This window comes from Streptomyces pacificus, assembly GCF_011766325.1.
Classification (GTDB): Bacteria; Actinomycetota; Actinomycetes; order Streptomycetales; family Streptomycetaceae; genus Streptomyces; species Streptomyces pacificus.
The window spans coordinates 208,548-234,386 of record NZ_BLLG01000008.1 but is presented as its reverse complement, the minus strand read 5'-3'; the positions used below and the strand labels follow the sequence as shown (position 1 = coordinate 234,386).

The 25,839-nt window shown below is 73.6% G+C and carries 25 protein-coding genes; 17 read left to right on the top strand and 8 right to left on the bottom strand.

All coding sequences use genetic code 11. The features are described from left to right. Nucleotides 1-221: 221 nt before the first annotated feature. Genes SCWH03_RS16095 through SCWH03_RS16085 form a run of 3 tightly spaced genes read left to right on the top strand, consistent with a single transcriptional unit; the run spans nt 222 to nt 2,529 of the window. Nucleotides 222-767 carry a hypothetical protein gene (locus SCWH03_RS16095; RefSeq protein ID WP_173264931.1) on the top strand — a complete coding sequence of 182 codons (546 nt, stop codon included), beginning with the start codon at nt 222-224 and terminating at the stop codon, nt 765-767. Continuing rightward, complete coding sequence (locus SCWH03_RS16090) at nt 764-1,492, top strand: NUDIX hydrolase (protein WP_173264930.1); 729 nt, start codon at nt 764-766, stop codon at nt 1,490-1,492. Before SCWH03_RS16095 ends, SCWH03_RS16090 begins: the two co-directional genes overlap by 4 nt. Then, nucleotides 1,489-2,529 carry an ADP-ribosylglycohydrolase family protein gene (locus SCWH03_RS16085; RefSeq protein ID WP_173264929.1) on the top strand — a complete coding sequence of 347 codons (1,041 nt, stop codon included), beginning with the start codon at nt 1,489-1,491 and terminating at the stop codon, nt 2,527-2,529. Before SCWH03_RS16090 ends, SCWH03_RS16085 begins: the two co-directional genes overlap by 4 nt. A 357-nt stretch (nt 2,530-2,886) precedes the next feature. Here the strand turns inward: SCWH03_RS16085 and SCWH03_RS16080 are convergent, their stop codons facing one another. Together SCWH03_RS16080 and SCWH03_RS16075 are read right to left on the bottom strand one after the other, a co-directional pair. Continuing rightward, nucleotides 2,887-3,279, bottom strand: a complete 393-nt coding sequence (locus SCWH03_RS16080) for a VOC family protein (RefSeq protein ID WP_173264928.1) — start codon at nt 3,277-3,279, stop codon at nt 2,887-2,889. Continuing rightward, nucleotides 3,276-3,578, bottom strand: a complete 303-nt coding sequence (locus SCWH03_RS16075; protein WP_173264927.1) for an ArsR/SmtB family transcription factor — start codon at nt 3,576-3,578, stop codon at nt 3,276-3,278. Before SCWH03_RS16075 ends, SCWH03_RS16080 begins: the two co-directional genes overlap by 4 nt. A 290-nt stretch (nt 3,579-3,868) precedes the next feature. On the opposite strand from SCWH03_RS16075, the gene aroH reads away from it, so the two are divergent. The 5 genes from aroH (at nt 3,869) to der (ending at nt 8,346) form a co-directional block, all read left to right on the top strand. Further along, on the top strand, nt 3,869-4,231 hold the full coding sequence (gene aroH / locus SCWH03_RS16070; RefSeq protein WP_173264926.1) for a chorismate mutase: 363 nt from the start codon (nt 3,869-3,871) through the stop codon (nt 4,229-4,231). Further along, nucleotides 4,228-5,313 carry a prephenate dehydrogenase gene (locus SCWH03_RS16065; protein WP_173264925.1) on the top strand — a complete coding sequence of 362 codons (1,086 nt, stop codon included), beginning with the start codon at nt 4,228-4,230 and terminating at the stop codon, nt 5,311-5,313. The genes aroH and SCWH03_RS16065 overlap by 4 nt, the downstream gene beginning before the upstream one ends. Nucleotides 5,314-5,502: 189 nt before the next feature. After that, nucleotides 5,503-6,183, top strand: coding sequence for a (d)CMP kinase (cmk, locus tag SCWH03_RS16060; RefSeq protein WP_173264924.1), 681 nt, complete (start codon nt 5,503-5,505; stop codon nt 6,181-6,183). Between the two features lie 53 nt (nt 6,184-6,236). Then, entirely contained in the window at nt 6,237-6,824 is a 588-nt protein-coding gene (locus SCWH03_RS16055) for a lysophospholipid acyltransferase family protein (protein ID WP_254076789.1), read from the top strand. Nucleotides 6,825-6,897: 73 nt separating this feature from the next. After that, nucleotides 6,898-8,346, top strand: a complete 1,449-nt coding sequence (gene der / locus SCWH03_RS16050) for a ribosome biogenesis GTPase Der (protein ID WP_173264922.1) — start codon at nt 6,898-6,900, stop codon at nt 8,344-8,346. Between the two features lie 439 nt (nt 8,347-8,785). Here der and SCWH03_RS16045 read toward each other — a convergent pair whose 3' ends face one another. Both SCWH03_RS16045 and SCWH03_RS16040 read right to left on the bottom strand, forming a co-directional pair. Beyond that, nucleotides 8,786-9,076, bottom strand: coding sequence for a hypothetical protein (locus tag SCWH03_RS16045; RefSeq protein ID WP_173264921.1), 291 nt, complete (start codon nt 9,074-9,076; stop codon nt 8,786-8,788). A 127-nt stretch (nt 9,077-9,203) separates the two neighbouring features. Next, complete coding sequence (locus tag SCWH03_RS16040) at nt 9,204-10,025, bottom strand: DUF8842 C-terminal domain-containing protein (RefSeq protein WP_173264920.1); 822 nt, start codon at nt 10,023-10,025, stop codon at nt 9,204-9,206. Nucleotides 10,026-10,951: 926 nt separating this feature from the next. Here SCWH03_RS16040 and SCWH03_RS16035 point away from each other — a divergent pair. Next, nucleotides 10,952-11,167 (top strand): I78 family peptidase inhibitor, encoded by a 216-nt coding sequence (locus SCWH03_RS16035; protein WP_173264919.1) that lies wholly within the window; start codon nt 10,952-10,954, stop codon nt 11,165-11,167. 137 nt (nt 11,168-11,304) lie between these two features. On the opposite strand, the gene SCWH03_RS16030 is transcribed toward SCWH03_RS16035, so the two are convergent. Then, nucleotides 11,305-12,366: a phosphatase PAP2 family protein gene (locus SCWH03_RS16030; protein WP_173264918.1), complete on the bottom strand. Its 1,062-nt coding sequence runs from the start codon at nt 12,364-12,366 to the stop codon at nt 11,305-11,307. A 471-nt stretch (nt 12,367-12,837) separates the two neighbouring features. On the opposite strand from SCWH03_RS16030, the gene SCWH03_RS16025 reads away from it, so the two are divergent. Continuing rightward, nucleotides 12,838-14,598, top strand: a complete 1,761-nt coding sequence (locus SCWH03_RS16025; RefSeq protein WP_173264917.1) for an MFS transporter — start codon at nt 12,838-12,840, stop codon at nt 14,596-14,598. 104 nt (nt 14,599-14,702) lie between these two features. Continuing rightward, nucleotides 14,703-15,893 carry an acyl-CoA dehydrogenase family protein gene (locus SCWH03_RS16020; RefSeq protein WP_173264916.1) on the top strand — a complete coding sequence of 397 codons (1,191 nt, stop codon included), beginning with the start codon at nt 14,703-14,705 and terminating at the stop codon, nt 15,891-15,893. Between the two features lie 42 nt (nt 15,894-15,935). On the opposite strand, the gene SCWH03_RS16015 is transcribed toward SCWH03_RS16020, so the two are convergent. After that, nucleotides 15,936-16,370, bottom strand: coding sequence for a cell division protein SepF (locus SCWH03_RS16015; RefSeq protein WP_173264915.1), 435 nt, complete (start codon nt 16,368-16,370; stop codon nt 15,936-15,938). Between the two features lie 288 nt (nt 16,371-16,658). Between SCWH03_RS16015 and SCWH03_RS16010 the strand changes: the two genes are divergently transcribed. After that, nucleotides 16,659-17,993: a DUF5685 family protein gene (locus tag SCWH03_RS16010; protein ID WP_173264914.1), complete on the top strand. Its 1,335-nt coding sequence runs from the start codon at nt 16,659-16,661 to the stop codon at nt 17,991-17,993. A 304-nt stretch (nt 17,994-18,297) separates the two neighbouring features. Here the strand turns inward: SCWH03_RS16010 and SCWH03_RS16005 are convergent, their stop codons facing one another. Continuing rightward, a complete protein-coding gene (locus SCWH03_RS16005) occupies nt 18,298-18,957 on the bottom strand; it encodes an MSMEG_1061 family FMN-dependent PPOX-type flavoprotein (protein ID WP_173264913.1) in 660 nt (219 codons plus the stop codon). Between the two features lie 641 nt (nt 18,958-19,598). Here SCWH03_RS16005 and SCWH03_RS16000 point away from each other — a divergent pair. Together SCWH03_RS16000 and SCWH03_RS15995 are read left to right on the top strand one after the other, a co-directional pair. Further along, complete coding sequence (locus SCWH03_RS16000) at nt 19,599-20,504, top strand: S1 family peptidase (protein WP_173264912.1); 906 nt, start codon at nt 19,599-19,601, stop codon at nt 20,502-20,504. 129 nt (nt 20,505-20,633) lie between these two features. After that, entirely contained in the window at nt 20,634-21,113 is a 480-nt protein-coding gene (locus SCWH03_RS15995; RefSeq protein ID WP_173264911.1) for a hypothetical protein, read from the top strand. A 261-nt stretch (nt 21,114-21,374) separates the two neighbouring features. Here the strand turns inward: SCWH03_RS15995 and SCWH03_RS15990 are convergent, their stop codons facing one another. Next, nucleotides 21,375-22,280: a DUF4231 domain-containing protein gene (locus tag SCWH03_RS15990; RefSeq protein ID WP_173264962.1), complete on the bottom strand. Its 906-nt coding sequence runs from the start codon at nt 22,278-22,280 to the stop codon at nt 21,375-21,377. A 292-nt stretch (nt 22,281-22,572) separates the two neighbouring features. On the opposite strand from SCWH03_RS15990, the gene SCWH03_RS15985 reads away from it, so the two are divergent. The 3 genes from SCWH03_RS15985 (at nt 22,573) to SCWH03_RS15975 (ending at nt 25,761) form a co-directional block, all read left to right on the top strand. After that, complete coding sequence (locus SCWH03_RS15985; protein ID WP_173264910.1) at nt 22,573-22,689, top strand: FxSxx-COOH-like cyclophane-containing RiPP peptide; 117 nt, start codon at nt 22,573-22,575, stop codon at nt 22,687-22,689. Nucleotides 22,690-22,781: 92 nt separating this feature from the next. Next, nucleotides 22,782-25,004 carry a radical SAM/SPASM protein FxsBH, inactivated beta-hydroxylase extension form gene (fxsBH, locus tag SCWH03_RS15980; RefSeq protein ID WP_173264909.1) on the top strand — a complete coding sequence of 741 codons (2,223 nt, stop codon included), beginning with the start codon at nt 22,782-22,784 and terminating at the stop codon, nt 25,002-25,004. Next, complete coding sequence (locus tag SCWH03_RS15975; protein WP_173264908.1) at nt 24,985-25,761, top strand: AAC(3) family N-acetyltransferase; 777 nt, start codon at nt 24,985-24,987, stop codon at nt 25,759-25,761. Before fxsBH ends, SCWH03_RS15975 begins: the two co-directional genes overlap by 20 nt. Nucleotides 25,762-25,839 lie beyond the last annotated feature (78 nt).

The window sequence follows — 25,839 nt, the reverse complement described above, 5'->3', positions numbered from 1 at the left end:
CGGCGGGTGGCGTTCGGCCGGGCTCCCCCCTCTCCTCCCTCTCCCTCTCGCCCCTTTCCCCCCTTTCCCCCTTTCCCCCTTTCCCCCTCTCGTCTCTCTGCCGTCGTGCTGCCGCTGCCGCACCGCCCGCGCCGGGCGCCGTGCCCCGGCCTTCCGCCGTCATGCTTGCCGGGCCGACCCTCCCCCCTTTATAGTCATCATGACTCTAAAGGGGGGTGGTCATGGGTCTCGCGGAGGTACTCGCGCCATTGCGGCAGCCGCGGATCAGGCCGCTCGGTACCCCTGCCCCCCGGGCCGCGGCGCTCGGTTTCGGCGCGGGGGCCCTGCGCGCAGGGCTCGTGGCCCGGCGGCACATCGCCGGCCGGCCCGTCAGGACCCCCGACGGCCTTCCCGGCCTCCCGCTCCTCCCCGGGGCCGGCCCCTGCGCCGGTGCGTGGCCGGGGACCGTGCCCACGCCCCCCGCCGCGTACGGCCGGTGGACCTGGACCCACGGGGGTGGACCAGGCTCCGGCGTCCTCCCGGCGCTCCGCACCGCGCACGCCGGGTGCACGCGGCTGCTCGCGGCGGGGGGCGTGGGCACGGTCCGGCCGGCACCGGTCCCGGACCGGGCCACCGGCCACGTCACCGTCACCGGACCGCAGCGCCGGCAGCAGGCCCACGCGGTCGACGCCGTGGGCGAACCGCACGCCGAGCGGCGGCACTCCGCAGCCTTCGGGGTCCCCCTCCGCGCCCGGAGCGGGGACGTGCCCGTGCGGGAGTTCCGGTGACCGTCGAGGGATACGACCCGAGGGCGTTCCCGCCCTTCGCCGTCACCGTCGACCTCGCCGTCTTCACGGTCCGCGACGGCCGGCTGCACGTCCTGCTGATCGAGCGGGGTACCGAGCCGTACCAGGGAGCCTGGGCGCTGCCCGGCGGCTTCGTTCTCCCGCGGGAGTCCGCCGAGCAGGCCGCCCGCCGTGAACTCGCCGAGGAGACCGGCCTTTCGGAGTCCACCGTCGCCGGCCTCCATCTGGAGCAGCTGCGCACCTACAGCGACCCCGGCCGCGACCCGAGGATGCGGGTCGTGTCCGTCGCCTACACCGCCCTCCTGCCCGATCTGCCCGAACCGCGCGGCGGAGGCGACGCCGCGCACGCCTGCTGGAAGGCCCACGGCGGCCCGCAACGTCTCGCCTTCGACCACGAGCGCATCCTCGCCGACGCCCATGAGCGGGTCGGCGCCAAACTCGAGTACACCGGACTCGCCACCGCCTTCTGCCCCGCCGAGTTCACCCTCGGCGAGCTGCGGCAGGTGTACGAGACGGTCTGGGGCGTCGAGCTCGACCGCCCCAACTTCCGGCGCAAGGTCCTCACCACGCCAGGCTTCGTGGAAGCCGTCGAAGGAGGCGCGCGCCTGACCGGCGGCCGGGGGAAACCGGCCGCGCTCTACCGCGCGGGGCCGGCGAACGCCCTGCACCCTCCGCTTCTGCGACCGGAAGGACGGCACTCGACATGAAGGACATGACCGGCCTGGCTGCGGCGAGGACCGCCACCAAGCAGGCCGCCACCGGCACCCTCGTCGGGCTGGCGCTCGGGGACGCGCTCGGCTTCCCCACCGAGTTCAAGGACCTGCCGTCGATCCGCTCCTCGTTCGGGCCCTGGCGCGAGAGGGACCTGCCGAGGCCCGCCGTCGTCACCGACGACACCCAGATGACGCTCGCGCTGGCCCGCGCCATCCGCACGGCCACGCACCGGGGGCTGCTCGCCCCGGTGCGGCTGGTCCGGCCGCTGCGCGAGGAGTTCGTGGACTGGTACCACTCGCCCGACAACAACCGCGCGCCCGGCCGCACCTGCCTGGCCGCCTGCCACAAGCTCGACAGCGACATGCCGTGGCAGGAGGCCAGCCAGCTCGCCTCCAAGGGGTGCGGGGCGAACATGCGCGTCGCGCCCGTCGGGCTGGTGCCCGGCCTCAGCGACGGGCAGCGCGCCGGAGCCTCCCAACTCCAGGCGGCGCTCACCCACGGCCATCCGACCGCGCTGGCCGCCTCCGACCTCACGGCACGGGCCGTGTACCTGCTGGCCCGCGGCACGGAACCGGCCGGCCTGGTCGGACGGCTGCGGTCCTACGCATACGAGAACCGCTCCCGCTACCACCACCGCTGGCTCGGCGACCTCTGGACATACGCCGACGACGCCACACCGGAGCACTACATCGGGCGCGGCTGGGACGAGTGCCTCGCGGTGCTGGAGCGCCTGGCCGACGCCCTGCGCGACGCGGACCCGGAGGCCGATCCCTGCCTCGCCACCGGCGACGGCTGGATCGCGGAGGAGGCCCTCGCCACCGCGCTGCACTGCTTCCTGCTCTTCCCCGAGGAGCCGCTGACGGCGCTGCGCCGCGCCGCCTGCACCCGCGGGGACTCCGACTCGATCGCCTGCCTTGCCGGTGCCTTCGCCGGGGCCCACCTCGGGGCCAGGGCCTGGCCCAAGGAATGGGAGGAGCGCATCGAGTACCGCAGCGAACTGCTGACGCTGGGTGCCCTTTGGGATGCTTGAGCCATGACCCGGCTGGGCCTCCCGCAGCGCTGACGCCTTCCGTACCCGGACCAGGAAGTCCTCCACCCGCGCCCGGTCCGGTCCGGCTCGGCCGGGAGCGGGCTCCCCGCCGCCGCGGCGTCTGCGCGCCCTCGGCGCCCTCCCGCCGTCCGGTGCCTTCAGCATCCGCGAGGGGGAGGACCTCGGCCGGCCCAGCGTGCTCCGGGTGGAAGCCTCCACCGCCGAACCGCGTGTGCGGGTGAGCGGGCAGGCGGTGGCGATCACGGACGTGGACGCGGGCACCGGTGGGCGGGGAGCCTGGGGGAACCGGCGCGGTGGAGCGGACGGTCCGGGAGGGCGCCGTTCGCGGCCGGCCGCCTACCGCGGCCGCGAGGCGATCTGGATGAGGTTGCCGCAGGTGTCGTCGAGGACGGCGGTGGTGACCGGGCCCGTCTCCAGGGGCTTCTGGGTGAACCGGACGCCGAGGGCGCTCAGGCGCTCGTACTCCGCCGCCACGTCGTCGACGGTGAACTGGGCGAGCGGGATGCCGTCCTCGACGAGTGCGTCGCGGTAGGTCCTGGCGGCGGGGTGGCGGGCGGGCTCCAGGAGGAGTTCGGTGCCGCCGGGCTCTTCGGGAGAGACGACCGTCAGCCACCGGTCCTGCTCGCCGAGGGGGACGTCGTGCTTCTTCAGGAAGCCGAGGACCTCGGTGTAGAAGTGCAGCGCTGCGGCCTGGTCGTCGACGAGGACGCTGGTCAGATGGATCTTCATCGGGTGCTGTCCTCCGGGTTCGGTACGGGGGGTGCGGGCCATCGCTCGGTGATCCGCCGCAACGGAGCCGTGTTGAGGTCGTGGAACTTGCAGCGGCCCTCCCGCCTGGTCTCCACCAGGCCGGCGGCCTCCAGCACGGTCAGGTGCTGGGAGACCGCCTGGCGCGAGATGCCGAGCCCGTGCCGTGTGCTCAGTCGCGCACAGATCTCGAACAGCGTCTGCCCGGACCTCTCCGCGAGCTCGTCGAGGATGGTGCGGCGGGTGGCGTCGGCCAGGGCTTTGAAGAGGTCGTCGGCCACGACGCCACAATAGGCAAGTATTCACTTGCCTGTCGAGTCGGGCGGCGCCCGGTGGCCGCCCTGCCGGCGGCAGCTGCCGCAGTGGGCGATCTCCGACCACCGGGCGGCGGCGCCTCCGGTCCGCGGCGCCCCGCGGCCGGGCCGTGCCGGCGCGCCCCTCCGGGCGTCGCGGCGATTGCGCGTCCAGGCGGTCGGCCGCTGCGGGGCCGGCCCTGCCCGACGCGGCACTAGGCTGAGCGGAGCAGCCGCGGGACCGCAGCCGCGGAGTCGACGCCGAGGAGGAGTGCAAGGTGGCGGTACGAGCCGTCCGGGGAGCCGTCCAGCTGGAACGGGACGAGGCCGGGCACATGGACGAGCAGGTCGGTGAGCTGCTCACCGCCATCCTGGAGCGCAACGGGCTCACGGCGGACGACCTCATCAGCATCTGGTTCACCGCCACACCGGATCTGCACAGCGACTTCCCGGCGGCCGCGGCACGGGGGCTCGGCATCGTCGACGTGCCGCTCATCTGCGCCCAGGAACTCGACATCGCCGGAGCGATGCCCCGCGTGGTGCGGGTGCTCGCCCACATCGAGTCCGACCTGCCCAGGAACGACATCGCGCACGTCTACCTCGGCGCGGCCACCGCCCTCCGCAAGGACATCGCCCAGTGAGGACCGCCCTCGTCATCGGAACCGGCCTGATCGGCACCTCGGCGGCCCTGGCGCTCGCCGGGCGCGGCGTGACCGTCCACCTCAGGGACCACGACCCCACCCGGGCCAGGACCGCGGCCGCGCTCGGCGCGGGCACCGAGGACGCCCCCGAGGGGCCCGTCGACCTCGCGGTCGTCGCCGTGCCGCCGGCCCATGTCGCCGCGGCGCTCGCCGAGGCGATGCGCGCCGGGACCGCCCGCGGCTACCTCGACGTGGCCAGCGTCAAGGGCGGTCCGCGGCGCGAGCTGGAGGCGCTGGGAGTCGACCTGTCGGCGTACATCGGTACGCACCCCATGTCCGGCAAGGAGCGGTCCGGTCCGCTGGCGGCCACCGCCGATCTCTTCGAGGGGCGGCCCTGGGTGCTCACACCGACCCGGGAGACCGACACCGAGGTGCTCAACCTGGCGCTGGAACTGGTCGCGCTCTGCCGCGCGGTCCCCGTCGTGATGGACGCCGACGCCCACGACCGCGCGGTCGCACTGGTCTCGCACACGCCCCAGCTGATCTCGTCGATGGTCGCCGCACGCCTGGCGGACGCGGACGAGACGGCCGTGCGCCTGTGCGGGCAGGGCATCCGCGACGTGACCCGGATCGCCGCCTCCGACCCCCGGATGTGGATCGACATCCTGACGGCGAACCCGGGCCCCGTCGCCGACGTCCTCGCGGGAGTCGCCGTGGACCTGGAGGAGACGGTCGGCGCCCTGCGCGCGCTGCAGTCCTCCGACGAGGACAGGCGCCGCGACGGCGCGAGCGGGGTCGAGGACGTGCTGCGCCGCGGCAACACGGGCCGCGGGCGGGTGCCCGGCAAGCACGGTGCCGCGCCCGCGGTGTACGAGACGGTCGCCGTCCTCATCAGCGACCGGCCGGGCGAGCTCGCCCGGATCTTCGCCGACGCGGGCAGCGCGGGCGTCAACATCGAGGACGTCCGCATCGAGCACGCGACCGGGCAGCAGGCGGGTCTGGTCCAGCTCATGGTGGAGCCCGCGGCCGCCCCCGTGCTGTCGGCGGCCCTCCGGGAGCGGGGCTGGGCGCTGCGCCAGTGACCCGCGGGGCGGGCCGCTTGCCCGGCCCGCCACGGCTGCTCCCCGGGCCCGGCCGCGCCCGCCTCCCGGGCCCGGCCGCCCGGTCCGGGAAGCGGTGCACGGGGCCCGGCCCGCACTCGGTAACCTTGTGCAGGGCACCTCGGCACTCCGCCCTGCCCGCACACCAGCTTCAGGAAGGTCTCCGACACCGTGGAATCCGTGATCGTCGCCATCGACGGGCCCTCCGGCACGGGCAAGTCGAGCACCTCCAGGGCGGTCGCCGCAGAGCTGGGGCTCAGCTATCTGGACACCGGCGCGCAGTACCGGGCGATCACCTGGTGGATGCTGACCAACGGCATCGACGTGGACGACCCGGGGGCCGTCGCCGCCGTCTGCGGCAAGCCGGCGATCGAGTCCGGTACGGATCCGCTCGCCCCGGCGATCAGCGTGGACGGCGCCGACGCCGCCGGCCCGATCCGCACCCGGGAGGTGACCTCCAAGGTGAGCGCCGTCAGCGCGGTCCCGGAGGTACGGGCCCGGATCACCGGGCTGCAGCGGGCCATCGCCGCGGCCGCCGAGAAGGGCATCGTCGTCGAGGGCCGGGACATCGGCACCACCGTCCTCCCCGCGGCCGATGTCAAGATCTTCCTCACCGCCTCCCCCGAGGCCCGTGCGGCCCGTCGCAGCGGCGAGCTGAAGGGCCGGGAGGCGGCCGATCTCGCGTCCACCCGCGAGGCGCTGATCAGGCGGGACGCCGCCGACTCCGGCCGCAAGACCTCCCCGCTGGCCAAGGCGGACGACGCCGTCGAGGTCGACACCACCGAACTCACGCTCCAGCAGGTCATCGAGTGTGTCGTCGCTCTCGTCGAGGAGAAGCGGGCCGGGCGGTGACCGTACCGTCCGCGCGGGGCGCCGCCGTCGGCCGGGGCATCGGCATCGGCCTGATGCACACGCTGTGGCGTCCGCGGGTGCTCGGAGCCTGGCAGGTGCCGGCCACCGGACCGGTGATCCTCGCCGTCAACCACGCCCACAACATCGACGGCCCCATGCTGATGGGCACGGCGCCCAGGCCGGTGCACTTCCTCATCAAGAAGGAGGCCTTCACCGGCCCCCTCGACCCGTTCCTCACCGGGATCGGGCAGTTGAAGGTGGACCGCTCCAGCCCGGACCGCACCGCGGTGACCGGCGCCCTCGGCGTCCTGGAGAACGGCGGGGTCCTCGGGATCTTCCCCGAGGGCACGCGGGGCGGCGGCGACTTCGGCTCCCTGCGCGCCGGGCTCGCGTACTTCGCCCTGCGCTCCGGGGCCCCGATCGTCCCGGTCGCCGTGCTGGGAAGCAGCGGACGCGGCGGGCGGCTGATATCCGCGCTGCCACCGCTGCGCAGCCGCTTCGACATCGTCTTCGGCGAGCCCTTCGCGCCCGGCGACGGCAGCGGGCGGCGCACCCGCAAGGCCCTCGACGAGGCGACCGTACGCATCCAGGAGCGGCTCACCGCGCACCTGGAAAACGCCAGGCGCCTCAGCGGGCGCTGAGCGAGACTCCAGTAGTGGGCTCCGGCCGCACGGCCCCGGCCCACCGACCACGAATGAACGAGGAACGGACTTCATGAACGACCAGCACGACCACGGGGAACTCGGCGACACCGAGTACACGGAGTTCATGGAGCTCGCCGCGGAGGAGGGTTTCGACCTCGAGGACGTCGAAGGCGCCATCGGGGAGGCCGGCCACGGCCCGCTGCCCGTCCTGGCCGTCGTCGGCCGGCCGAACGTCGGCAAGTCGACCCTGGTGAACCGGATGATCGGCCGCCGTGAGGCCGTCGTCGAGGACAGGCCCGGCGTCACCCGCGACCGCGTCACCTACGAGGCCGAGTGGGCGGGCCGCCGCTTCAAGCTCGTCGACACCGGGGGCTGGGAGCAGGACGTCCTCGGTATCGACGCCTCCGTGGCGGCCCAGGCCGAGTTCGCCATCGACGCCGCCGACGCCGTCGTCTTCGTGGTGGACGCCACCGTCGGAGCCACCGACACGGACGAGGCCGTCGTGAAGCTGCTGCGCCGCGCGGGGAAGCCGGTCGTCCTCGCGGCCAACAAGGTCGACGGCCCCTCGGGCGAGGCGGACGCCGCCATGCTCTGGTCGCTCGGTCTCGGCGAGCCGTTCCCGGTGTCCGCCCTGCACGGCCGGGGCACCGGCGACCTGCTCGACGAGGTCCTGGGGGCCCTTCCCGAGGCCCCGGCGGGGACCTTCGCAGGCGCGGTCGGCGGACCGCGCCGCATCGCCCTCATCGGCCGCCCGAACGTCGGCAAGTCCTCCCTGCTGAACAAGGTCGCAGGCGAGGAGCGGGTCGTCGTCGACGAGATGGCCGGAACCACCCGCGACCCGGTCGACGAGCTCATCGAACTCGGCGGCACCACGTGGAAGTTCGTCGACACCGCCGGTATCCGCAAGCGCGTCCACCTCCAGGAGGGCGCGGACTACTACGCCTCGCTGCGCACCGCGGCCGCCGTGGAGAAGGCCGAGGTCGCCGTCGTACTGATCGACACCAGCGAGTCCATCTCGGTCCAGGACCAGCGGATCATCACGATGGCCGTCGAGGCGGGCCGGGCGCTCGTCATCGCGTACAACAAGTGGGACACCCTCGACGAGGAGCGCCGCTACTACCTGGAGCGCGAGATCGAGACCGAGATGCAGCAGGTCTCCTGGGCGCCCCGGGTGAACGTCTCCGCCCGCACCGGCCGTCATATGGAGAAGCTGGTTCCGGCGATCGAGACGGCGCTGGCGGGCTGGGAGACCCGGGTGCCGACCGGTCGGCTCAACGCGTTCCTCGGCGAGCTGGTCTCCGCCCACCCCCACCCGATCCGGGGCGGCAAGCAACCCCGGATCCTGTTCGGTACCCAGGCCGGCACGAAGCCGCCGCGGTTCGTGCTCTTCGCCTCCGGCTTCCTGGAGCACGGCTACCGCCGCTTCGTGGAACGCAGGCTGCGCGAGGAGTTCGGCTTCGAGGGCACGCCGATCCACATCTCCGTGCGGGTGCGGGAGAAGCGCTCCAGGAAGAAGTAGCCGCGAGGGGCGCGCTTCGCACCCGGCCGGCCTCCGGGGGACGGCACCGGACCGTACCGTACCGGGCCGGGCCGGACCGCTGTACCGCACCGGACCGCTGTACCGGATGGCTGCGCCCCCGGAAGCCCCCGGAGGTGCCCGGAGCGCGGCCGGCCCTCCCCTCCGGGGCCCCGATCCGGCCCCGGTGTGCGTCGGGGAGGCCTCGTCCGTCGAGGAGTGCCGCTGCGCGGCGGACCGCGCGGTGCATCGCAAGGCCCCGGACGGGCCTCGCCGTGGGCGTACCCGGCCGATGCGGCAGCGCGGCGATGTGCCGGGCCGGCCGTGCCGGGTGTTGCGACGGGGCGAACGTCGACCGATGCGGCATCGGAGGGGCGGCCGGCACCGGGCGCCACAGGACCGGCCGGGACGCGGTACCTCCCGGCCGGTCCGGGTGCCGCCCTCACAGCCCTCTGCGGGGTGCGGGCGGCAGCGCGCGGGCGTAGAGCCCCCCGGAGTGCTGCCCGATGGCGGTCGGCCAGGGGCCGAACCGGCCGGCGGCCACGGCGCCCGGATCGCCACCGCCGTTCAGCCCGGTTCCGAACCCCTTGAAGGCGAGGTCCTCCTCGCCCGTCCGGTCACCGGGCAGGGTCCGGAAGGCTCTCCGGTACTCGGAGTACAGCGTGTCGTAGATCGGGGTGGCCGAGGCGTTCCGGCCTGGGTACGGGCGGCGGGCGGGGTCGTCTGTGTGCACATAGGGGCCAACGACCCCGATGTGCGTCGGATGCGGGCCCGTCCGGGAATTCGCAGTTCGGCGGGGGTACGGGGGGCGCACACCCGGGGAGCGCCGCCGGTGCCTGACGGCCGCGGGCGCGCGGCCGTCAGGTGCCCGCGAGCGGCATCGCCGCCGCGACCAGCCTGCCGTTGGCTGCGGCCTTGTCGAGTGCGTCACGGAGCAGGTCCTCGCGTGGCTGCTGGCCGATGGAGCCGACCGGGGCGGCGAAGACGAGTACCTTGTGCGACCTGTTGGCCGCGGTGCGCCAGCCGTCGGTCACCTGCAGCGGCTGGTGGGCCTGCCACCACGCGACCTGTCCGCTGCCGCCCGTGCCCGGCTGGAGCACGGCGTGCAGCTGTCCCATGGCGAGCAGCACGGACCAGCCGTGCAGCGCGGGGGGGAGCTGGTCGACCGTGGAGACCGGGAGGAAGCCCTGCTCGATCAGCAGTGGCAGGAAGTCGTCTCCGCCCTCCCCGAGGCTGCCGGGGCGGGCGATGGGCGCGGTCGGTTCCACGACCAGCGCGGGGTGCAGCTCCTCGCCGATCAGGACCAGGCCGCTGGTCACCCCGAGTACCGCCTGCTCCTGCGGTGCGGCCGGCCCGCCGTGCCCCGGGTGGACGGCCTGCTGCTGGTGGGCCACGGGGGCGGCGGCCTCGCCGGTGATGGAGCGGACGGCGCCCTTGAGCTGCTCCTCGGCGACCTGGACGACCTGGGAGGGGATGCAGCTGGCATGGGCGAAGGCGAGGACGGCGGTCTCCTCGCCGACGAACAGCACGGTGCTGGTCCGCTCCTGGTCGGAGTCGCCCGGGGTGCGGCAGGAGGTGCAGTCGTAGTTGCCCGGGGCGTTCTCGCCGGCGAGCAGCCGGTCGGCTTCTTCGTCGCCGATCTCGGCGCGTACGTCCTCGCTGACGTCGAGCATGCGCGGCACGGGGTGCTCCTCGGACTCGGTGCGTGATGGTGCGCCGGGCGGTTCCCGGCTTGTGAAAAGCACAACGGGAGACGCGGGCCAAGAGTCACGCCGGGTCGATACCGGGCCGACAGATCGCCACGGAGACACATCGACAAATCGAGGACGAAACCAGGGCCGCGGGGTGCACGCCGCTCCTCGCCGGGCCGCCCCGCCTCATCGAAGGCGGGCGACTCGGAGCGCACCCGGGGGATGGCGGTGAAGTCGTGCCGCGGCGGGGGCAGGACGTCTTACCTGGTGTACGCGAGTGATGCGGCGGTGCGGCGGTGCGGTGGCGCGGTGGCGCGGCGGTGCGGCGGTGCGGCGGTGCGGCGGTTCTCCGCGGCAGTCCCCGTGCACCCGCGGGGGACTGCGGGGGACTGCGGGACGGGCCTCGGCCGCCGGGGTCGTGGAGGCCGGCCGGGCAGGGGAACGGGGCAGGCGCGATACGCGCAGGGATGAGCCATCCGGTTCGCTGGGGGCTTTCGCCGCTGTGTCCGGAAGCGGTGCGGAGGTGTCCCGGAAGTCGCCTTGATGCGGTCCGGAAGCCATCCCGAGACATCCGGGAGTATTTCCGGTTCGTCCAGAAGTAGGACGTCCGTAAGGCGTGATGAATTGTATCGCCGCGGATATCCGGGGAAAACGGTTGGCGGAGGCCGTGCGCGTCCCCGGGGAGCGAGGCGCGCGGGCGGTGCCGAATTCCAGGGTGAATTTCTGTGCGAGAAACCCGCATTGACTGCGCCGCTGCCCGGCGGTCCGCCAAACGCTTGTCGAGAACCTGTGACAGAAGCGTGACCGGTGGGGTATGCGGGACCCAGGAGGCCCCCCGATCCCCCTCGCCGGGACGGTATTCCGCCGGCGCCGGGCGTGCCTTCCGTCACCGTCCGCCGCCGCCTACGGTGATTCCCATGGAACCGACACCGACTCCCGCAGGACAGCCGGACGACGCCCCGCAGGCCTATGTCGGCCTCGACGCCGGCCAGGCCGAGCGGCGCGCCCGCAGCCGCGGCTGGACCACTGTCAGATCGCTTCCGCCCGGCTCCGTCATCACCCTGGAGTACCTGGAGGGCCGGATGAACTTCGAGGTCGACGGCGGCCTCGTCGTCCGCTGCTGGACGGGCTGACCGCATCGGCGGCTGACGGCGCACCACGCCGCCGCGGGCGGCGGCGCCCCGGACACGGCGAGGGGCCCCGACCGGTGCCGGGGCCCCTCGCCGTGCCCGTCACCACGCCGCCGCGCCCGCGGCGGCGTGGTGCGCCGTCAGCCGCCCGGCGGCCGCGACCGGGTCGGGCGCCTGCTCCCGGCCGGGGCCGGGGTCCAGGGCGCGTGCGGCGGCCGCCCCACCGCGTAGGTGCGGAGCTGTCCGTGCCGGGCGGGGACGGCCACGCCCTGTGCGCCCGGCGCGCCGGCCGGTTTCTGCCCGGTCGGCGCCAACGCGCTGACGGCGGTGCTCCTCGCCGCCCCCCTGGCGGCGCTCGTCGCGCCCACCGGGTGGCGCACCGGGTTCTCGGCCTTGCCGGCCGGCAGTCGCTGCGGGTACATGGCCGGACGGGGGCCGCCGGAGGCGACGGGCAGCGACGGCATCGGCAGACGGTGCACGCGCAGCCGGTCGCGCAGCGAGAGGATCCCGTCCTCGACCCGCCCGATGAGCGGCTCGCACCACGGCAGGGCGAGCAGGATCAGCAGGCCGGCGGCCCAGCCCAGCAGCACGTCGCTGAGCCAGTGCGTACCGAGGTAGACGGTCGTCAGCCCCACACCGAGGGCGACCACGGCGGACAGCGCCGACAGATACCGCCTGGCCCGTGCCGTGGTGGCGAGATAGGCGAGGATCCCCCAGGTCACGACGGCATTGGCGGTGTGGCCTGAAGGGAATATATCGCCGCCGGCGAAGAGTTCGGGTGACCCGATCTGCGTCGCGTAGTGGGGGCCCAGCCGGCCCAGGCCCAGCTTGACCGCGCCCACCGTCGTGTTCAGCAGCAGCAGCGAGGCGCCGAGCACCAGCAGCGGACGCAGCGTGTGCTGCCGCCAGGAGCGCCAGCCGAGCCAGGCGGCGACCATCACGGCCGTCGGGCCGCGCTGGCCGAGCACCACGAAGTAGTCCAGGAACGCGTGCAGTTCTGGCCACTGCTGATACGGCCGGAAGAGCATGACCTTCCAGTCGACGATCACCAGCCAGGACGAGACAAGCACGGCGACCACGATCGCGAGATAGAACGCCGAAGTCCCGCCGAAGAGGGCGAGACGGGTGCGGCTCATCCGCGGGATCTCTATCTTCGGCGGCTCCGGTTCCCGGTCCAGACGGGCAAAGATGTCGGTACGCACCCAATCGACGTTACAGCGAGTGAGCGTCCGCCCAGGTCGATCCAGGCTCTTCGTGATGACGATGTGATGTGGAGTGTGTCCCGTCGGTGCCCGGAAAGGGCTCGCGGACTAAATCCGGTGGACGCCGTGCCTATTGCCGGCACCGGATCTCCGCAAGTCTGATTGCGGCCGGGTGGGACTTCTCGGTATTGGCGCGTCGAATTCCGCAGTGGTCGGCTCCGGTGGGCTCCGGTGGGCAGCAGTCGGCGGCGGTCCGCCGTGGTTCGCAGCGGACCGGCGGTCCTCCCCCGCGCGCCGCCGGCGTGGCGTACGCCACACCCGTGCGCCCGCCGAGGTGAGAGGTGGACCACGCGCCGCCCCCCGGTACTCGCGTACTCTGACTGATCACTCGCCCGTCGATGCCGGGCCGCCCGCCGGGCCAAGCCCCCGGCCGGGCCCACCGACGCGAGAGACCCAGCAGGAGGTACACAGATGTACGGCAGGACCACGGCCGGCGCACGCCCGCGTGCCGCCGGCGGCGGTGCCAACCGCTGGGTCCTCCTGATGGTCCTCTGCGTGAGCCTGCTCCTCGTCGCGGTGGACGCCACCGTCCTGCACGTCGCCGTACCCGCCGTCACGGAGGACCTCCGTCCCTCCGGGGTCGAGCTGCTGTGGATCGTCGACGCCTACCCCCTGGTCTGCGCCTCGCTGCTGATCCTCTTCGGCACCCTCGGCGACCGGGTCGGGCGCCGGCGCGTCCTGCTGCTCGGGTACGCGCTCTTCGGCGTCGCCTCGGCCGTGGCCGCACTGGCCGCCACCCCCGGGGTGCTCATCGGCGCCCGCGCCCTGCTCGGCGTCGGCGGGGCGATGATCATGCCGGCGACGCTCTCCATACTCCGGGCCGTGTTCCCGGACCGGCGCGAGCGCGCCACCGCCATCGGTATCTGGACCGCGGTCGCCGCGGTCGGCGCCGCGGCAGGTCCGGTGCTGGGCGGCTTCCTCGTCCAGCACTTCTGGTGGGGCTCGGTCTTCCTGATCAACATTCCGCTGATGCTGCTGATCCTGCCGGTGGCCCGCTGGCTGCTCCCCGAGTCCCGGGGGGACCGCGAGGGGCCGTGGGACGTCCTCGGGGCGCTGATGGCCGCGGCCGGAGTCCTCGGCATCGTCCTCGGTGTGAAGCGGCTCGGCGCGGGCGACGCCCTGGCGGACCTCCGCACGGCCGGCCCGCTGCTCGCCGGGGCGGGGCTCCTGGCCCTCTTCGTCCACCGCCAGAAGCGCCGCAGCCACCCGCTCATCGACATGCGGATGTTCGCCAGGGCGACCTTCTCCACGGCGGTGGGCTGCATCGTGCTGGCCATGCTCGCGCTGGTCGGCCTCGAACTGATCGCCGTCCAGTACCTCCAGCTCGTGCTCGGGCTGAGCCCGCTGGAGACCGGTCTGCGGCTGCTGCCGCTGACCTTCGCCGCGATGGCGGCCGGAGCCACCGGCTCCCTCACCCTCCGCCGCGTCGGCCCCCGCCGGATGGTCGGCTGGGGCTTCGTGCTCACGGCCGCCGCCGTGGTGCTGCTGACCCTGATGGGGCAGCACGACCGCCCGCTGCTGCTGACCACCGGGTTCGTCCTCCTCGGCTTCGGGCTGCAGACCACCCTCTTCGGCGCGTACGAGTCGATGCTCAGCGAGGCGCCGCCCGAGGACGCGGGCGGCGCCGCGGCGATCGGGGAGACCTCGTACCAACTCGGCGCCGGCATGGGGATCGCGCTGCTCGGCAGCGTGATGAACGCCGCCTACGCCCCCGGGGTCGACGGTGCCGTGGGTGCCCCGCCCGCGGCGCGCAGCGCGGCGGCGCACTCGCTCGGCGAGGCCTACCAGGTGGCGGTCCGGCTCGGCGGCCCCGCCGGCGACGCGCTGCGCACCGCCGCCCGCCAGGCGTTCGTCCACGGACTACATGTGACGCTCTTCGTCAGCGCGGGGCTGCTGCTGCTCGGCGCGCTTGCGGCGCTCCGGCTGCCGAGGGCGATGGAGTGCGCGGAGCCCGGCGGGCTCGACAGCCCGGGAGGACCCGGCGGGCTCGGCGGCCGCGACGGACTCCCCGCCGCGGGGGCTTCGGCGGACGCCCGGTCCAGGTGCCCCGTCCCCCGACCCGCACGGCCGGTCGACCCGCTGCAGGACCAGATGCGGGCGCCGGCCGTCCCGGCACGCCGTACGCCGGCGGATGCGGGACGCCCGGCCCCCACTGGACGCACGGCCCGCTGAGCCGTAACGTCGGCGCCGAGCATTAACTACCACTGCTAGGTTTCCAGTTCCCCGGCAGCCGCCGGGGCTGGAGAGCGCCCGTGCGAGCCGCCGGAGGCACCCTCATGTCCGCACCCTCGAAGCTGCCGCCCTTCGACCCCGCCGACCCTCTCGGCATCGACGACCTGCTGGAGCCGGAGGACCTCGCGGTGCGCGACACCGTCCGCTCCTGGGCCGCCGGACGGGTGCTGCCGCATATCGCCGAGTGGTACGAGAACGGTGAACTGCCCCCCGTCCGCGAACTGGCCAGGGAACTGGGGTCGATCGGTGCCCTCGGCATGTCGCTGACCGGCTACGGCTGTGCGGGCGCCACCGCGGTCCAGTACGGACTCGCCTGCCTCGAGCTGGAGGCCGCCGACTCCGGCATCCGCTCCCTCGTGTCCGTCCAGGGCTCGCTCGCCATGTACGCGATCTGGAAACACGGCTCCGAGGAGCAGAAGCGGCGCTGGCTGCCGGCCATGGCGTCCGGCGAGACCATCGGCTGCTTCGGGCTCACCGAGCCGGACCACGGCTCCGATCCCGCCGGGATGCGCACCTACGCCAAGCGCGACGGCTCCGACTGGGTGCTGAGCGGACGCAAGATGTGGATCACCAACGGTTCCGTCGCCGGTGTCGCCGTCGTCTGGGCCCGGACCGACGACGGCATCCGCGGATTCGCCGTCCCCACCGACGCACCCGGCTTCTCGGCCCCCGAGATCCGGCACAAGTGGTCCCTGCGGGCCTCCGTCACCAGCGAACTCGTCATGGACGACGTGCGGCTGCCGCAGGACGCCGTCCTGCCGGGTGTGACGGGACTGAAGGGCCCGCTGGGCTGCCTCTCGCACGCCCGCTACGGCATCGTCTGGGGCGCGATGGGCGCGGCGCGTTCCAGCTTCGAGACGGCGCTCGACTACGCGAGGACGCGGGAGCAGTTCGGAAAGCCCATCGGGGGCTTCCAGCTCACCCAGGCCAAACTCGCCGACATGGCACTCGAACTGCACAAGGGGATCCTGCTCGCCCATCACCTCGGGCGGCGGATGGACGCCGGGACGCTCCGCCCCGAGCAGGTCAGTTTCGGGAAGCTGAACAACGTACGTGAGGCGATCGGGATCTGCCGCACCGCGCGCACGATTCTCGGCGCCAACGGGATCTCGCTCGAGTACCCCGTGATGCGCCACGCCACCAACCTCGAGTCGGTGCTCACCTATGAGGGCACGGTGGAGATGCACCAGCTCGTCCTCGGCAAGGCGCTCACCGGCCTCGATGCGTTCCGGTAGGCGGCCGGCCGTCCCGTTCCGGCCGACCGGCGGGCGCCCGGCTCAGCTCTGGTTGAAGAAGCCGTCGCCGGGGCGGCCCGCGGACTCCCCGTTCACGATCTCCGTGTCGGCGGGGGTCAGCAGGAAGACCCGGGTCGCCACGCGCTCGATGGAGCCGCGCAGACCGAAGGTCAGCCCGGCGGCGAAGTCGACCACGCGCTTGGCGTCCGAAGGCTCCATGGAGGTCAGGTTGACGATGACGGGAACGCCGTCGCGGAAGTGCTCCCCGATGCCGCGGGCGTCCCGGAAGCTGTCGGGGGAGACGGTCGCGATCCGGCGCCCGTGCTCCTCGGCCGTCTCGGAGGCCACCCGGACGCGCGGGTCGGTCACCCACTGGTCGCCGGATCCCGTACCCTCGGCGTACTCGTCGTCGTAGTAGCGCTCGTCGTTGTCCTCGACGAGACCGAGCCATGCACTCGCCTTGCGCACCGATCCCATGGACGCCTCCTTTCGACCGCGGTCACTTGTAGTTCCGCATATCCCTATGGTCGTCCATAATGCGGATCGCGCGCCAAGTGGATAGCCGCCGCGCAGGGGATTCGTGACGGTACTGGTGCAGAACATGTGGTGGTTCGTCAAGGTTCGTCCAGCGTAGGGGCCCTGACGGGGCTCATATCGAAGCAAAATATGAATGTCTCGGCAGACGGGTGAGTGTCGGAGCGTCCGGGTGAACCGGCGGCCGGGCGATGTCGGCCGCACAGCTGAACGACACCCGGGGGGAACGTCGTGTTCGGAATCGTCAGGCCCTGCACCCATAGCCTCACGGACGACCTCAAGGCAGAGTGGACGGCCCATCTCTGCGGACTCTGCCTGGCACTTCGCGCCGGCCACGGGCAGTTCGCCAGGATCACGACGAACTACGACGGGCTCGTCGTCTCGGTTCTGACGGAGGCGCAGCGCGAGCGCGATCCCGCGCAGCGCCGCACGGCCGGACCCTGCCCGCTGCGTGCCATGCGCACCGCGGACGTCGCCCGCGGTGCGGGACCCCGGCTGGCCGCCGCCGTGTCGCTTCTCCTCGCCTCGGCCAAGGTCCGCGACCATGTGGCCGACCGGGACGGGGCGCTGGCGCAGGGGCCGGCGGCCGCGGTCGCACGCCGGATCGCGGACCGCTGGGAGCGCGCCGGCGCCCGTGGCGGCGCGGCACTGGGCTTCGACACGGCGGTGCTGGCGGACGCCGTGGACCGGCAGGCCGGCATCGAGTCGCGGGCGGTGCCCGGCACCCCGCTCACGGCCGTGACCGAACCGACGGAGACGGCGACCGCGGCGGCCTTCGCCCACACCGCGGTCCTGGCCGGGCGCCCCGGGAACGCCGCGCCACTCGCCGAGGCCGGTCGGCTCTTCGGCCGGCTGGCCCATCTGCTGGACGCCGTGGAGGACCGGCAGCAGGACGCCGCTTCGGGTGCCTGGAACCCGCTCACGGCGACCGGTACCAGCCTCGCCGAGGCCCGCCGCCTCGCCGACGACGCCCTCCGCGGAACACGGCTCGCCCTGCGTGAGGCGGAGTTCGCCGACGACCGGCTGCCGCACAGGCTGCTCACGCACGAGCTCAGGCGGTCAGTCGACCGGGCCTTCGGCACCGTGCCCTGTCCGCACCGGGCCCGCGGTGGGCAGCCGCAGCGGGCAGGGGCTCCGCACGGCGGCTTCCACGGCCGTCCTCGCGTTGGCCTCCACGGCGGCTCGTACGGCGGCCCTGACGACGGGGCGGCGGGACCCGACGGGCGGGGCACCCCCCAGGGGGCCGGCGACCGCTGCGCCGGTGCTCCCGGCGGTGACGGGTCCGGTGGCGGCGTCCGCGGGGACGGGACCGGCGGTGCACCCGGCGGCGACGGAGGCGGGCCGCTCCGGCCGCACTGCGATGGCGGGCCCCCGAAGCCCGAACCCCGCCGTTTCTGGGCGGGTTGTGCGGTCTTCGCCGGCCTGTGCTGCACCTGCCGCCTCTGCTGCGCCGAGGAGTACGAGGGCCCCTGGTCGCGCAGGAGGCGCGAGGGCTGCTGCCACAACGGCGGCTGCGACTGCGGTTGCGACTGCGGCATATGCTGTTGTCCCTGCGACGGCGTGTGAGGTCCGTCCCGCGATCCCCGTCGGGTGCACGGGCTTCGCCCATGCCGCCCCGCCGCGCGGGCGATCCGGGCTCCGGACGAGGACGAACCACGGCCACCCCGCGGCGGGTTCTCGTTCCCCGGGTTCTCGTTCCCCGGGTTCCCGTTCCCCGGGTTCCCGGGGCCGGGAGGCGCATGACGCCGGCGCCGTGGCGTACCCCGGCCCGCCGGGGCTGCGGCACGGCCCCCGCGCGGCGCACCCGCGACCGGTACCAGCGCACCGTGCCGGGGTCCGGCCGGGTGGTGCGCACCCGCGGGCCGGCACCCTACTCGTACCGGTACTTCAGCGAATCCGCCTCCGTCTGCTCGATGTCGGCGATCGTCAGCCCCGGCATCCGCAACTGGGCCAGTGTCACCTCGGCCGAGGTCGGCTGGGCGTCCGCCGGCAGCCACCGCTCGGGCTTCCAGGCCCCGCCGCGCAGCAGGGACTTGGGGCAGTGCGGGTAGACCTCCTCGACCCCCAGCACCAGCGCACTGGCCGGCGGCTTGCCCACGGGGGTCAGTCGTGCCAGCAGCTCCGGGCGGGTGGAGACGCAGGCCTTGCCGTTCACCCGCAGGGTGGTGGTCCGCCCGGGGACGACGAACAGCAGACCGGCCCGCCCGGTGGCGACGACGTTCTGCAGGGTGTCCAGCCGCTTGTTGCCGGTCGCGTCCGGTATCGCCACCGTCCGTGCGTCCAGGACGGTGGTGAACCCGGCGGGGCCGCCGCGCGGCGACACGTCGCAGTTGCCCTCGGCGTCCACGCTGGCGATCAGGACCAGCGATGAGCAGCCGACCAACCGCACGGTCTCGTCGTTGAGTTCGCTCATCTGCTTGCGCACGGCCCGGGGGCCGGGGAGTTCGTAGACCCGGCGCAGGGCCTCCTGGTCGGGCACGGCGTCGAGGCGGAGGGAGTCGAAGGCACTGCCGGCAAGGGTCGTCGTCATGCTCCCGACCCTAACCCGGGTGGCTTTCGCCGATGCCGGCCGTTGGCGGCCGGGTGAGGCCGGGACGCGGAAGCGTCCGCGCACGTGGCCCTGCGGGTGGCGGTCGGACAGGCCGGCGGGGTCTCCGTGGGGGCGGGTCCGCCGTGCCCTGGCGGGGGTCACGGCTCGCCGTGGGGTGCCGGGGGCGCCCCGGCGGCCTTCCCCCCCCCGTAACCGTGGGAGAAGCGAATTCCGGTCAAGCCGGACTCCCTTCGGGGAACGGCGATCCGCGCCGCGGACGGCTGCCGCCCGGGGGGCACGCTCCCGGCGGGGGGCCGCCGGCCGAGTCGTCCGGCGCGGCCGACCGGGCGGGCGAACCGGCCGCTGGGGGAGCGGGCTGCGGGCGGCAGCCGTCCGGTCCGGCCCGGTGCGGACCGTGTCGGTCCGGGGGAACACCGCGCCCCGGAGCGGGGCGGCATCCCTTGCCCGGCTCGGCCGAAAGGTGCCCTTGCGCGGCGAGTTGACCCGCCGGACACTCCCGAAACAGCGCTTGTCAGGGGCACAACGTGATCGGGATCCGGACACCCCCGCCCCTCGACTGCGCCTCACGGGTCCGTCGTCCCCACAGGCGGGCCCCCGATTCCCCTCGGGAGGAACGAGAAGTGAGGATCAAGCGCACCACCCCCACCCACGGCACGGCGAGACGAACCCGCCTGCTCGCCGTGGCCACCGGTCTCGTCGCCGCCGCCGCGCTGGCCGTTCCCGCCGCCGGTGCCGCCGAGACCCCCGTCGCCTTCAGCGCGTCCCAGCTCTCAGCCGCGAGCGACGCCGTGCTGACCGCCGATGTGGCAGGCACCGCCTGGCACGTCGACAAGGCGACCAACACCCTGGTCGTGACCGCCGACTCCACGGTCTCCCAGGCCGAGATCGCACAGATCAAGCGGGAGGCCGGCGCCAACGCCGGCGCCCTCCGCATCGAGCGCACCCCCGGCAAGTTCAGCAAGCTCATCTCGGGTGGCGACGCCGTCTACACCTCCGCCTGGCGCTGCTCGCTCGGGTTCAACGTCCGCGACAGCGCGGGCACCTCGTACTTCCTGACGGCGGGCCACTGCACGGAGGGCGCGGGCACCTGGTACGCGAACTCCACCGGTACCACCGTCCTCGGCCCGACCACGGGTTCCAGCTTCCCGGTCAACGACTACGGCATCGTGCGCTACACCAACACGTCCATCTCCAAGCCGGGCACCGTCGGCAGTGTCGACATCACCAGCGCCGCCGACGCCACGGTCGGCATGCCGGTGACCCGCAGCGGTTCCACCACGGGCACCCACAGCGGCACCGTCACCGGCCTGAACGCCACGGTCAACTACGGCGGCGGTGACATCGTCTACGGCATGATCCGCACCAACGTGTGCGCGGAGCGCGGCGACAGCGGCGGCGCGCTGTACTCCGGCAGCCGGGCGATCGGTCTCACCTCCGGTGGCAGTGGCAACTGCTTCTTCGGCGGTACGACCTTCTACCAGCCCGTCACCGAGGCGCTGAGCGCCTACGGAGTGAACGTCTACTGACCCGTTCCCGGGACGCCGGGGCGACAGCGGACACCAGGAGCCCCCGTCGGCGACCGGCGGGGGCTCGACGTGTTGCACACTGCTGAGAGGATGGCGGAACGGCGGGTCGCAACGGATCGGGGGGCGCGGATGAAGCGCATCGGAGTGACCGGGCACCGGGACATCCCCCCCGAGGCCATGCCGCACGTGCTGGCCGGGATGAAGTCGGCGCTGGGCGGCGGGCAGGGTGCGCTGGAAGCGCTCTCCAGCCTGGCGGAGGGGGCCGATCAGATCTTCGCCGACATGGCGCTCGCCTTCGGCGCCGAACTCACCGTCGTCATCCCGAGCGGGGACTACGAAGAGTCCTTCGGGGACCCCTGCGCGCTCGCCCGCTACCGGCGGCTGCTGCGCCGGGCCGGCCGGGAGGTCCGGCTGGCGTTTCCCCACTCCACGGACGAGGCGTACTACGCGGCCGGCGTCTACGTCGCGGACCACTGCGACCGGCTCCTGGCGGTCTGGGACGGCAGGCCGGCCCGAGGGCTCGGCGGCACCGGCGACATCGTCCGCTACGCGCGCGAGCGCGGCAGACCGGTGACGGTGGTGTGGTGCGACGGCGTCGAGCGCACCTGACCGGCGCGCCGTGCGTACCCGTCCGGCCGGGTGCCTGGAGGTACCGGGCGCGGTGTCACGCATGCGGTACCGCGATGGCGTGTGCCGTGCGGGGGCGTCCGGTGCGGGTGCACGGCCGGCGGGGTCGTGTGCGGCGCGGCCGGCGGGGTGCGCGGCGGGTCCCGGCCGCCAGGCCCGTGCGTGCCGCTCGGGCCTTCGGGCGCCGGTCCCTCCGGCCCGTCCGCCGGGCGCCGCGAGCGCCGTGCGGGACGCGGGAGGAGGTCAACTCCGATGCTGCACGAGCCAGTCGGTGTGCTGGGGCGAGACGATCCGCTCGGTCTCGTACACGGCCGAGGGCCACTGCTCCTCCGTCACCGAGGTCTCCATCGCGATATGGATCGCGGCCAGGTCCTCCTCCACCAGGGAGTGTGCCGCGATCAGCGGCTGGTGGCGCCGGATCTCACTCCATGCCAGGCACGCGGCGGCGGCGGCGGACAGCAGCGGCACCGGTTCGGCCGAGTCGGTGACGGAGAACGTGCGCAGCACCCCGAACAGCAGCGCGAGCGCGGTGAGCAGGCTGATCATCACCGTCCACAGCGCGGTGGCGCGCCGGGAGATCTCCGCACGCCGGTGGTACCAGTTGCGCTGCTCGATCAGACGGTCCCTCACATACGTCTCCTTGCGTACGCTGAAGACCTTCTCCCGCAGCAGTCGCATCGGCGTGGTGATCAGTTCTCCGGTCAGGGCGTTCCCGCCGCCCTCCTCGCGGGGGTCCGCCCAGCCGACCTTGCGCAGTTCCCGGAGCCCCTCCTCCAGCCTGGTGGTGAACAGCCCGTCGGGATCGGCCGAGTCGGAGTCGAAGGGCGTCCCGTGCACGGCGTACCGCCAGCACATCGACCGGATGAACTCCGCTGCGGAGCGGTTCAGCTGCCAGTGCGACTTCGCCCGGCGGCGGGTCCCGCGCAAGCCCGCCACCAGGACCCAGGCGTACGCCGACGCGCTGAGCAGGCCCATGAGCTGGAAGGAGTCGCCGATCCTCCCGCGCCAGGGCAGCACCGCGAACACCGACCCCAGTACCAGCAGGACGAGCTGCAGCCGGGTGCCCTTGACCGCGTCCCGCTGCCGGTTCACGGCCGTCTCGTCCGCCCTGTGGAACAGCGCCGGCAGATCGGCGTTTCGAAAGACCATGCTCTGCAGATGGCCGGGAACGCCGGTCATCCGTATCCCCCTCTGCGGATGGTGGCTTCACTCGTTCGATGGAATAGCTTGTTCCGTATGGAGTGGGGCATACTCGCGCCACGCTTCTGCGTTTCAGTGCTCTGTGCCGAGTTGCACGCCGCGCGGGCGTTCATGAGAGTAAAGTCATGCCGCCGACACTGCAACGGTGCCCGGTGGTTCCCCCGTCAGTACGATATGACCTAGGACGGCCGTCGTGACCCCTCAGACCTCAGTCACCTTTGCTTCTGTGAAAAGGGGCCGGGTGCCCCTCGCCGAGCTCGATGTCCGTGACGCCGAGGCGGCCAGGAAACTGGACCGCGTGCGCCCCTCAGGCATCGACCGACCCGCCCGGATGTCGACGTTCAACTCCGCTCTCTAGTCCGGTTCCCGTAGTTCCGGTTCCCGCAGTCCGCTCCCGCAGTCCGGTTCCGATCGGTCCGTGCGGCGCAAGGTCTGCCCTAGACTGGCGCAATGACCCGACCGGTGGTCCCCTTCCGCGAGATCGTGCTGAAGGTCCACAGCAGGTGCGATCTTGCCTGCGATCACTGCTACATCTATGAACACGCTGATCAGAGCTGGCGTACCCGCCCCAAAGCAATCTCTGACGAGGCGATCTTCTGGACAGCTCTGCGACTGGCCGAGCATGCGAAGAAACATGCCCTGCCCTCCGTGTCAGTGATCCTGCACGGAGGGGAGCCGCTGCTCGCCGGCCCCGCCCGGTTACGCCGGGTCTGTGACGAACTCACCAAGGCCCTCGACGGTGTCGCCGCCCTCGATCTGCGCGTTCACACCAATGGCCTCCAGCTGAGCCCCCGCTATCTGGAACTCTTCGACGAGTTCGGCGTCAGGGTCGGCATCTCCCTCGACGGGGACAGGACCGCCAACGACCGCCACCGCCGTTTCGCGGACGGACGCAGCAGCCACCCGCTGGTACTGAAGGCCGTCGAACTGCTGGGCACGGACCGCTGGCGCCATCTCAACCTCGGACTGCTGTGCACCGTCGACGTCGCCAACGACCCCGTCGCCGTCCACGACGCGCTGATGGAGCTCGACCCCCCGCGCGTCGACTTCCTGCTGCCGCACGCCACCTGGGACGAGCCGCCGCCCAGACCCGACGGCTCCCCGACCGCGTACGCCGACTGGCTGCTGACCGTCTTCGACCGCTGGGACCGGCAGGGCCGCCGGGTGCCGGTGCGGCTCTTCGCCTCGGTCCTCTCCACCCTCTCCGGGGGGCCCGGTCTCACCGAATCGCTCGGCCTCACTCCCACCGACCTCGTCGTCGTCGAGACCGACGGCACCCTGGAGCAGGCCGACTCGCTCAAGACCGCCTACGACGGCGCCGCGGCCACCGGCTTCGACGTCTTCGCCCACACCTTCGACGAGGTCGCCGCCCACCCCGGCGTGCGGGCCCGCCAGCTCGGCCTGGGCGGCGTCGCCCGCGCCTGCCGCGAATGCCCCGTCGTCCGCTCCTGCGGCGGCGGCCTCTACAGCCACCGCTACCGCTCCGGCAGCGGCTTCGAGAACACCTCCGTCTACTGCACCGACCTCGAGGCCCTCGTCCGAGGCATCGAACACCGCACGGCCGCCCGGTCGGTGCCCGCCGCCGTCGCCGACGACGGGGAGCTGCGGGCCGAACAGCACGAGCTGACGAGGCTGCTGCTCGCCGACCTCCACCGGGAACTCGACGGCCGCGGCGGCGACGCGTGGGCCCACGCCTGGGAACTGGTCGGCACCGTCGACCGGCATCCGGGGGGACTCGACGGCGTACTGACCCACCCGTACACCCGCGGCTGGCTGCTCGGATCCCTGGACGCCCTGCGCGAGGGCCGTTCCGGCGCCGCGACGCTCCCGGCGGGCAGGCTCGCCGCGTCGGTCGCAGCCGCGGCCGTCCGCTGCGGCCTCGACCTCGCGGTCCCGGTCCTGTACGAGGGCGGAACCCTGCTGCTGCCGACGCTCGGCGAACTCCGCCTCGGCGAGGCCGCACCGCGCGGTACCGCGGAGGTGCGGCCGGTCGAGAAGGGGCTCCTCGTGCGGGCCGCCGGCTGCGAGACGCGCATCCCGCTCCCCGGGCAACCGGGCGCCCGCTGGCGGCCCGTCCGCCGGCTCGCCCGGGACGGGGCGCCCGGCCTCGCCATCGACGACCTCGACCCGTACCGCGACTGCTTCGACGTCCCCGTGACGCCCCGGCTCGGCCAGGACGAGGCGGCCGGGTGGGCGAGCCGGCTGGCGCGCGCCTGGGGCCTGCTGCGCGCCCGCGCACCGGAGCAGGCCGCGGCCGCCGCCGCGTCGCTGACCACGCTGACCCCCGTCGCCGGCCAGCGGCCCGCGGTCGGGCGGCATGGGATCGGTGCTCTGGGCCTCCCGCTGCGGGCCGGCGCCGGGGAACTGGCGCCGCTGCTGCTGCGAGGCTGGCGCCGGGCGCGCCTGCGGGCGCTGCTGGAGGTCACCGACCTCTACGCCGACGACGGCCGGTGGACGCATCCGGCACCGTGGCGGCAGGAGCCGGTCGCGGTGTCCGAGCTGCTGGCGGGGGCGTACGAACGCACCGGGCTGCGCGCCTTCGACCCGGACGGGGCGGAGGCGGCCCTGAGGGCACTGGACACCCTGGGCCGCGCCGCGGAGCTCACCGTCGGCGGGAAGGCGCTGCTGGCGCTGCTGTGGGAGGAGGCGGACCGTGACCGGCCCGGCCGCTGAGCGCGACGCGCTCGCGCGGCAGCTGACGGAACTGGGCCTGCGGAGAGGGGAGACGGTCCTCGTCCACGCCGGTATCGGCGGCACCGGCATGGACGCCGCCGTGCTGCGCGACGCCCTGCTGAAGGCGGTCGGCGGGGAGGGCACGCTCGTGGTCCCCGCCTTCACCCCGGAGAACTCCGACACGTCCACCGCCCATCTGCGGCGCGTGGCCGGGATGACCCCCACCCAGGCGGCGGCCTTCCGGGCGATGATGCCCGCCTTCGACGCGGCCGTGACGCCGAGTACCGGGATGGGCCGGTTGGCCGAGTCCGTGCGGACCGCCCGGGGCGCGGTGCGCAGCACCCACCCCCAGACGTCGTTCGCCGCGCTCGGCCCAGGGGCCGAGGGCCTCCTCTTCCCCCACCCGCTCACCTGCCACCTCGGTGAGGAATCCCCCCTCGGTGCGCTTTACCGGGCGGGCGCGCGGGTATTGATGATCAATGTGGGGTTCTCCGTCTGCACCGCGTTCCACTTGGCGGAGTACCGAATCGGTGCACCGCAGCGCCGGTACGCCTGCGTGGTGCGCGGGGCGCACGGGCCGGAATGGACGGAATACCTCGACGTCGCACTCGACGACAGCGATTTCGGGGACATCGGGGCCGCCTTCTCCCGGAACACCGGACAGCGGGGGCGACTGGGGGGAACGAAGGCGACCTTGTTCTCGATCACGGATGCGGTGGACCATGCAGTGACGTGGATGTCCGGAAAGCGGCGTTGATTTGACCGAAGGACCAGGGGATGGAGCAACGTCTGCTCCGCAATGATTGGACCGCCCGCACCTCATCACCACCGGGTG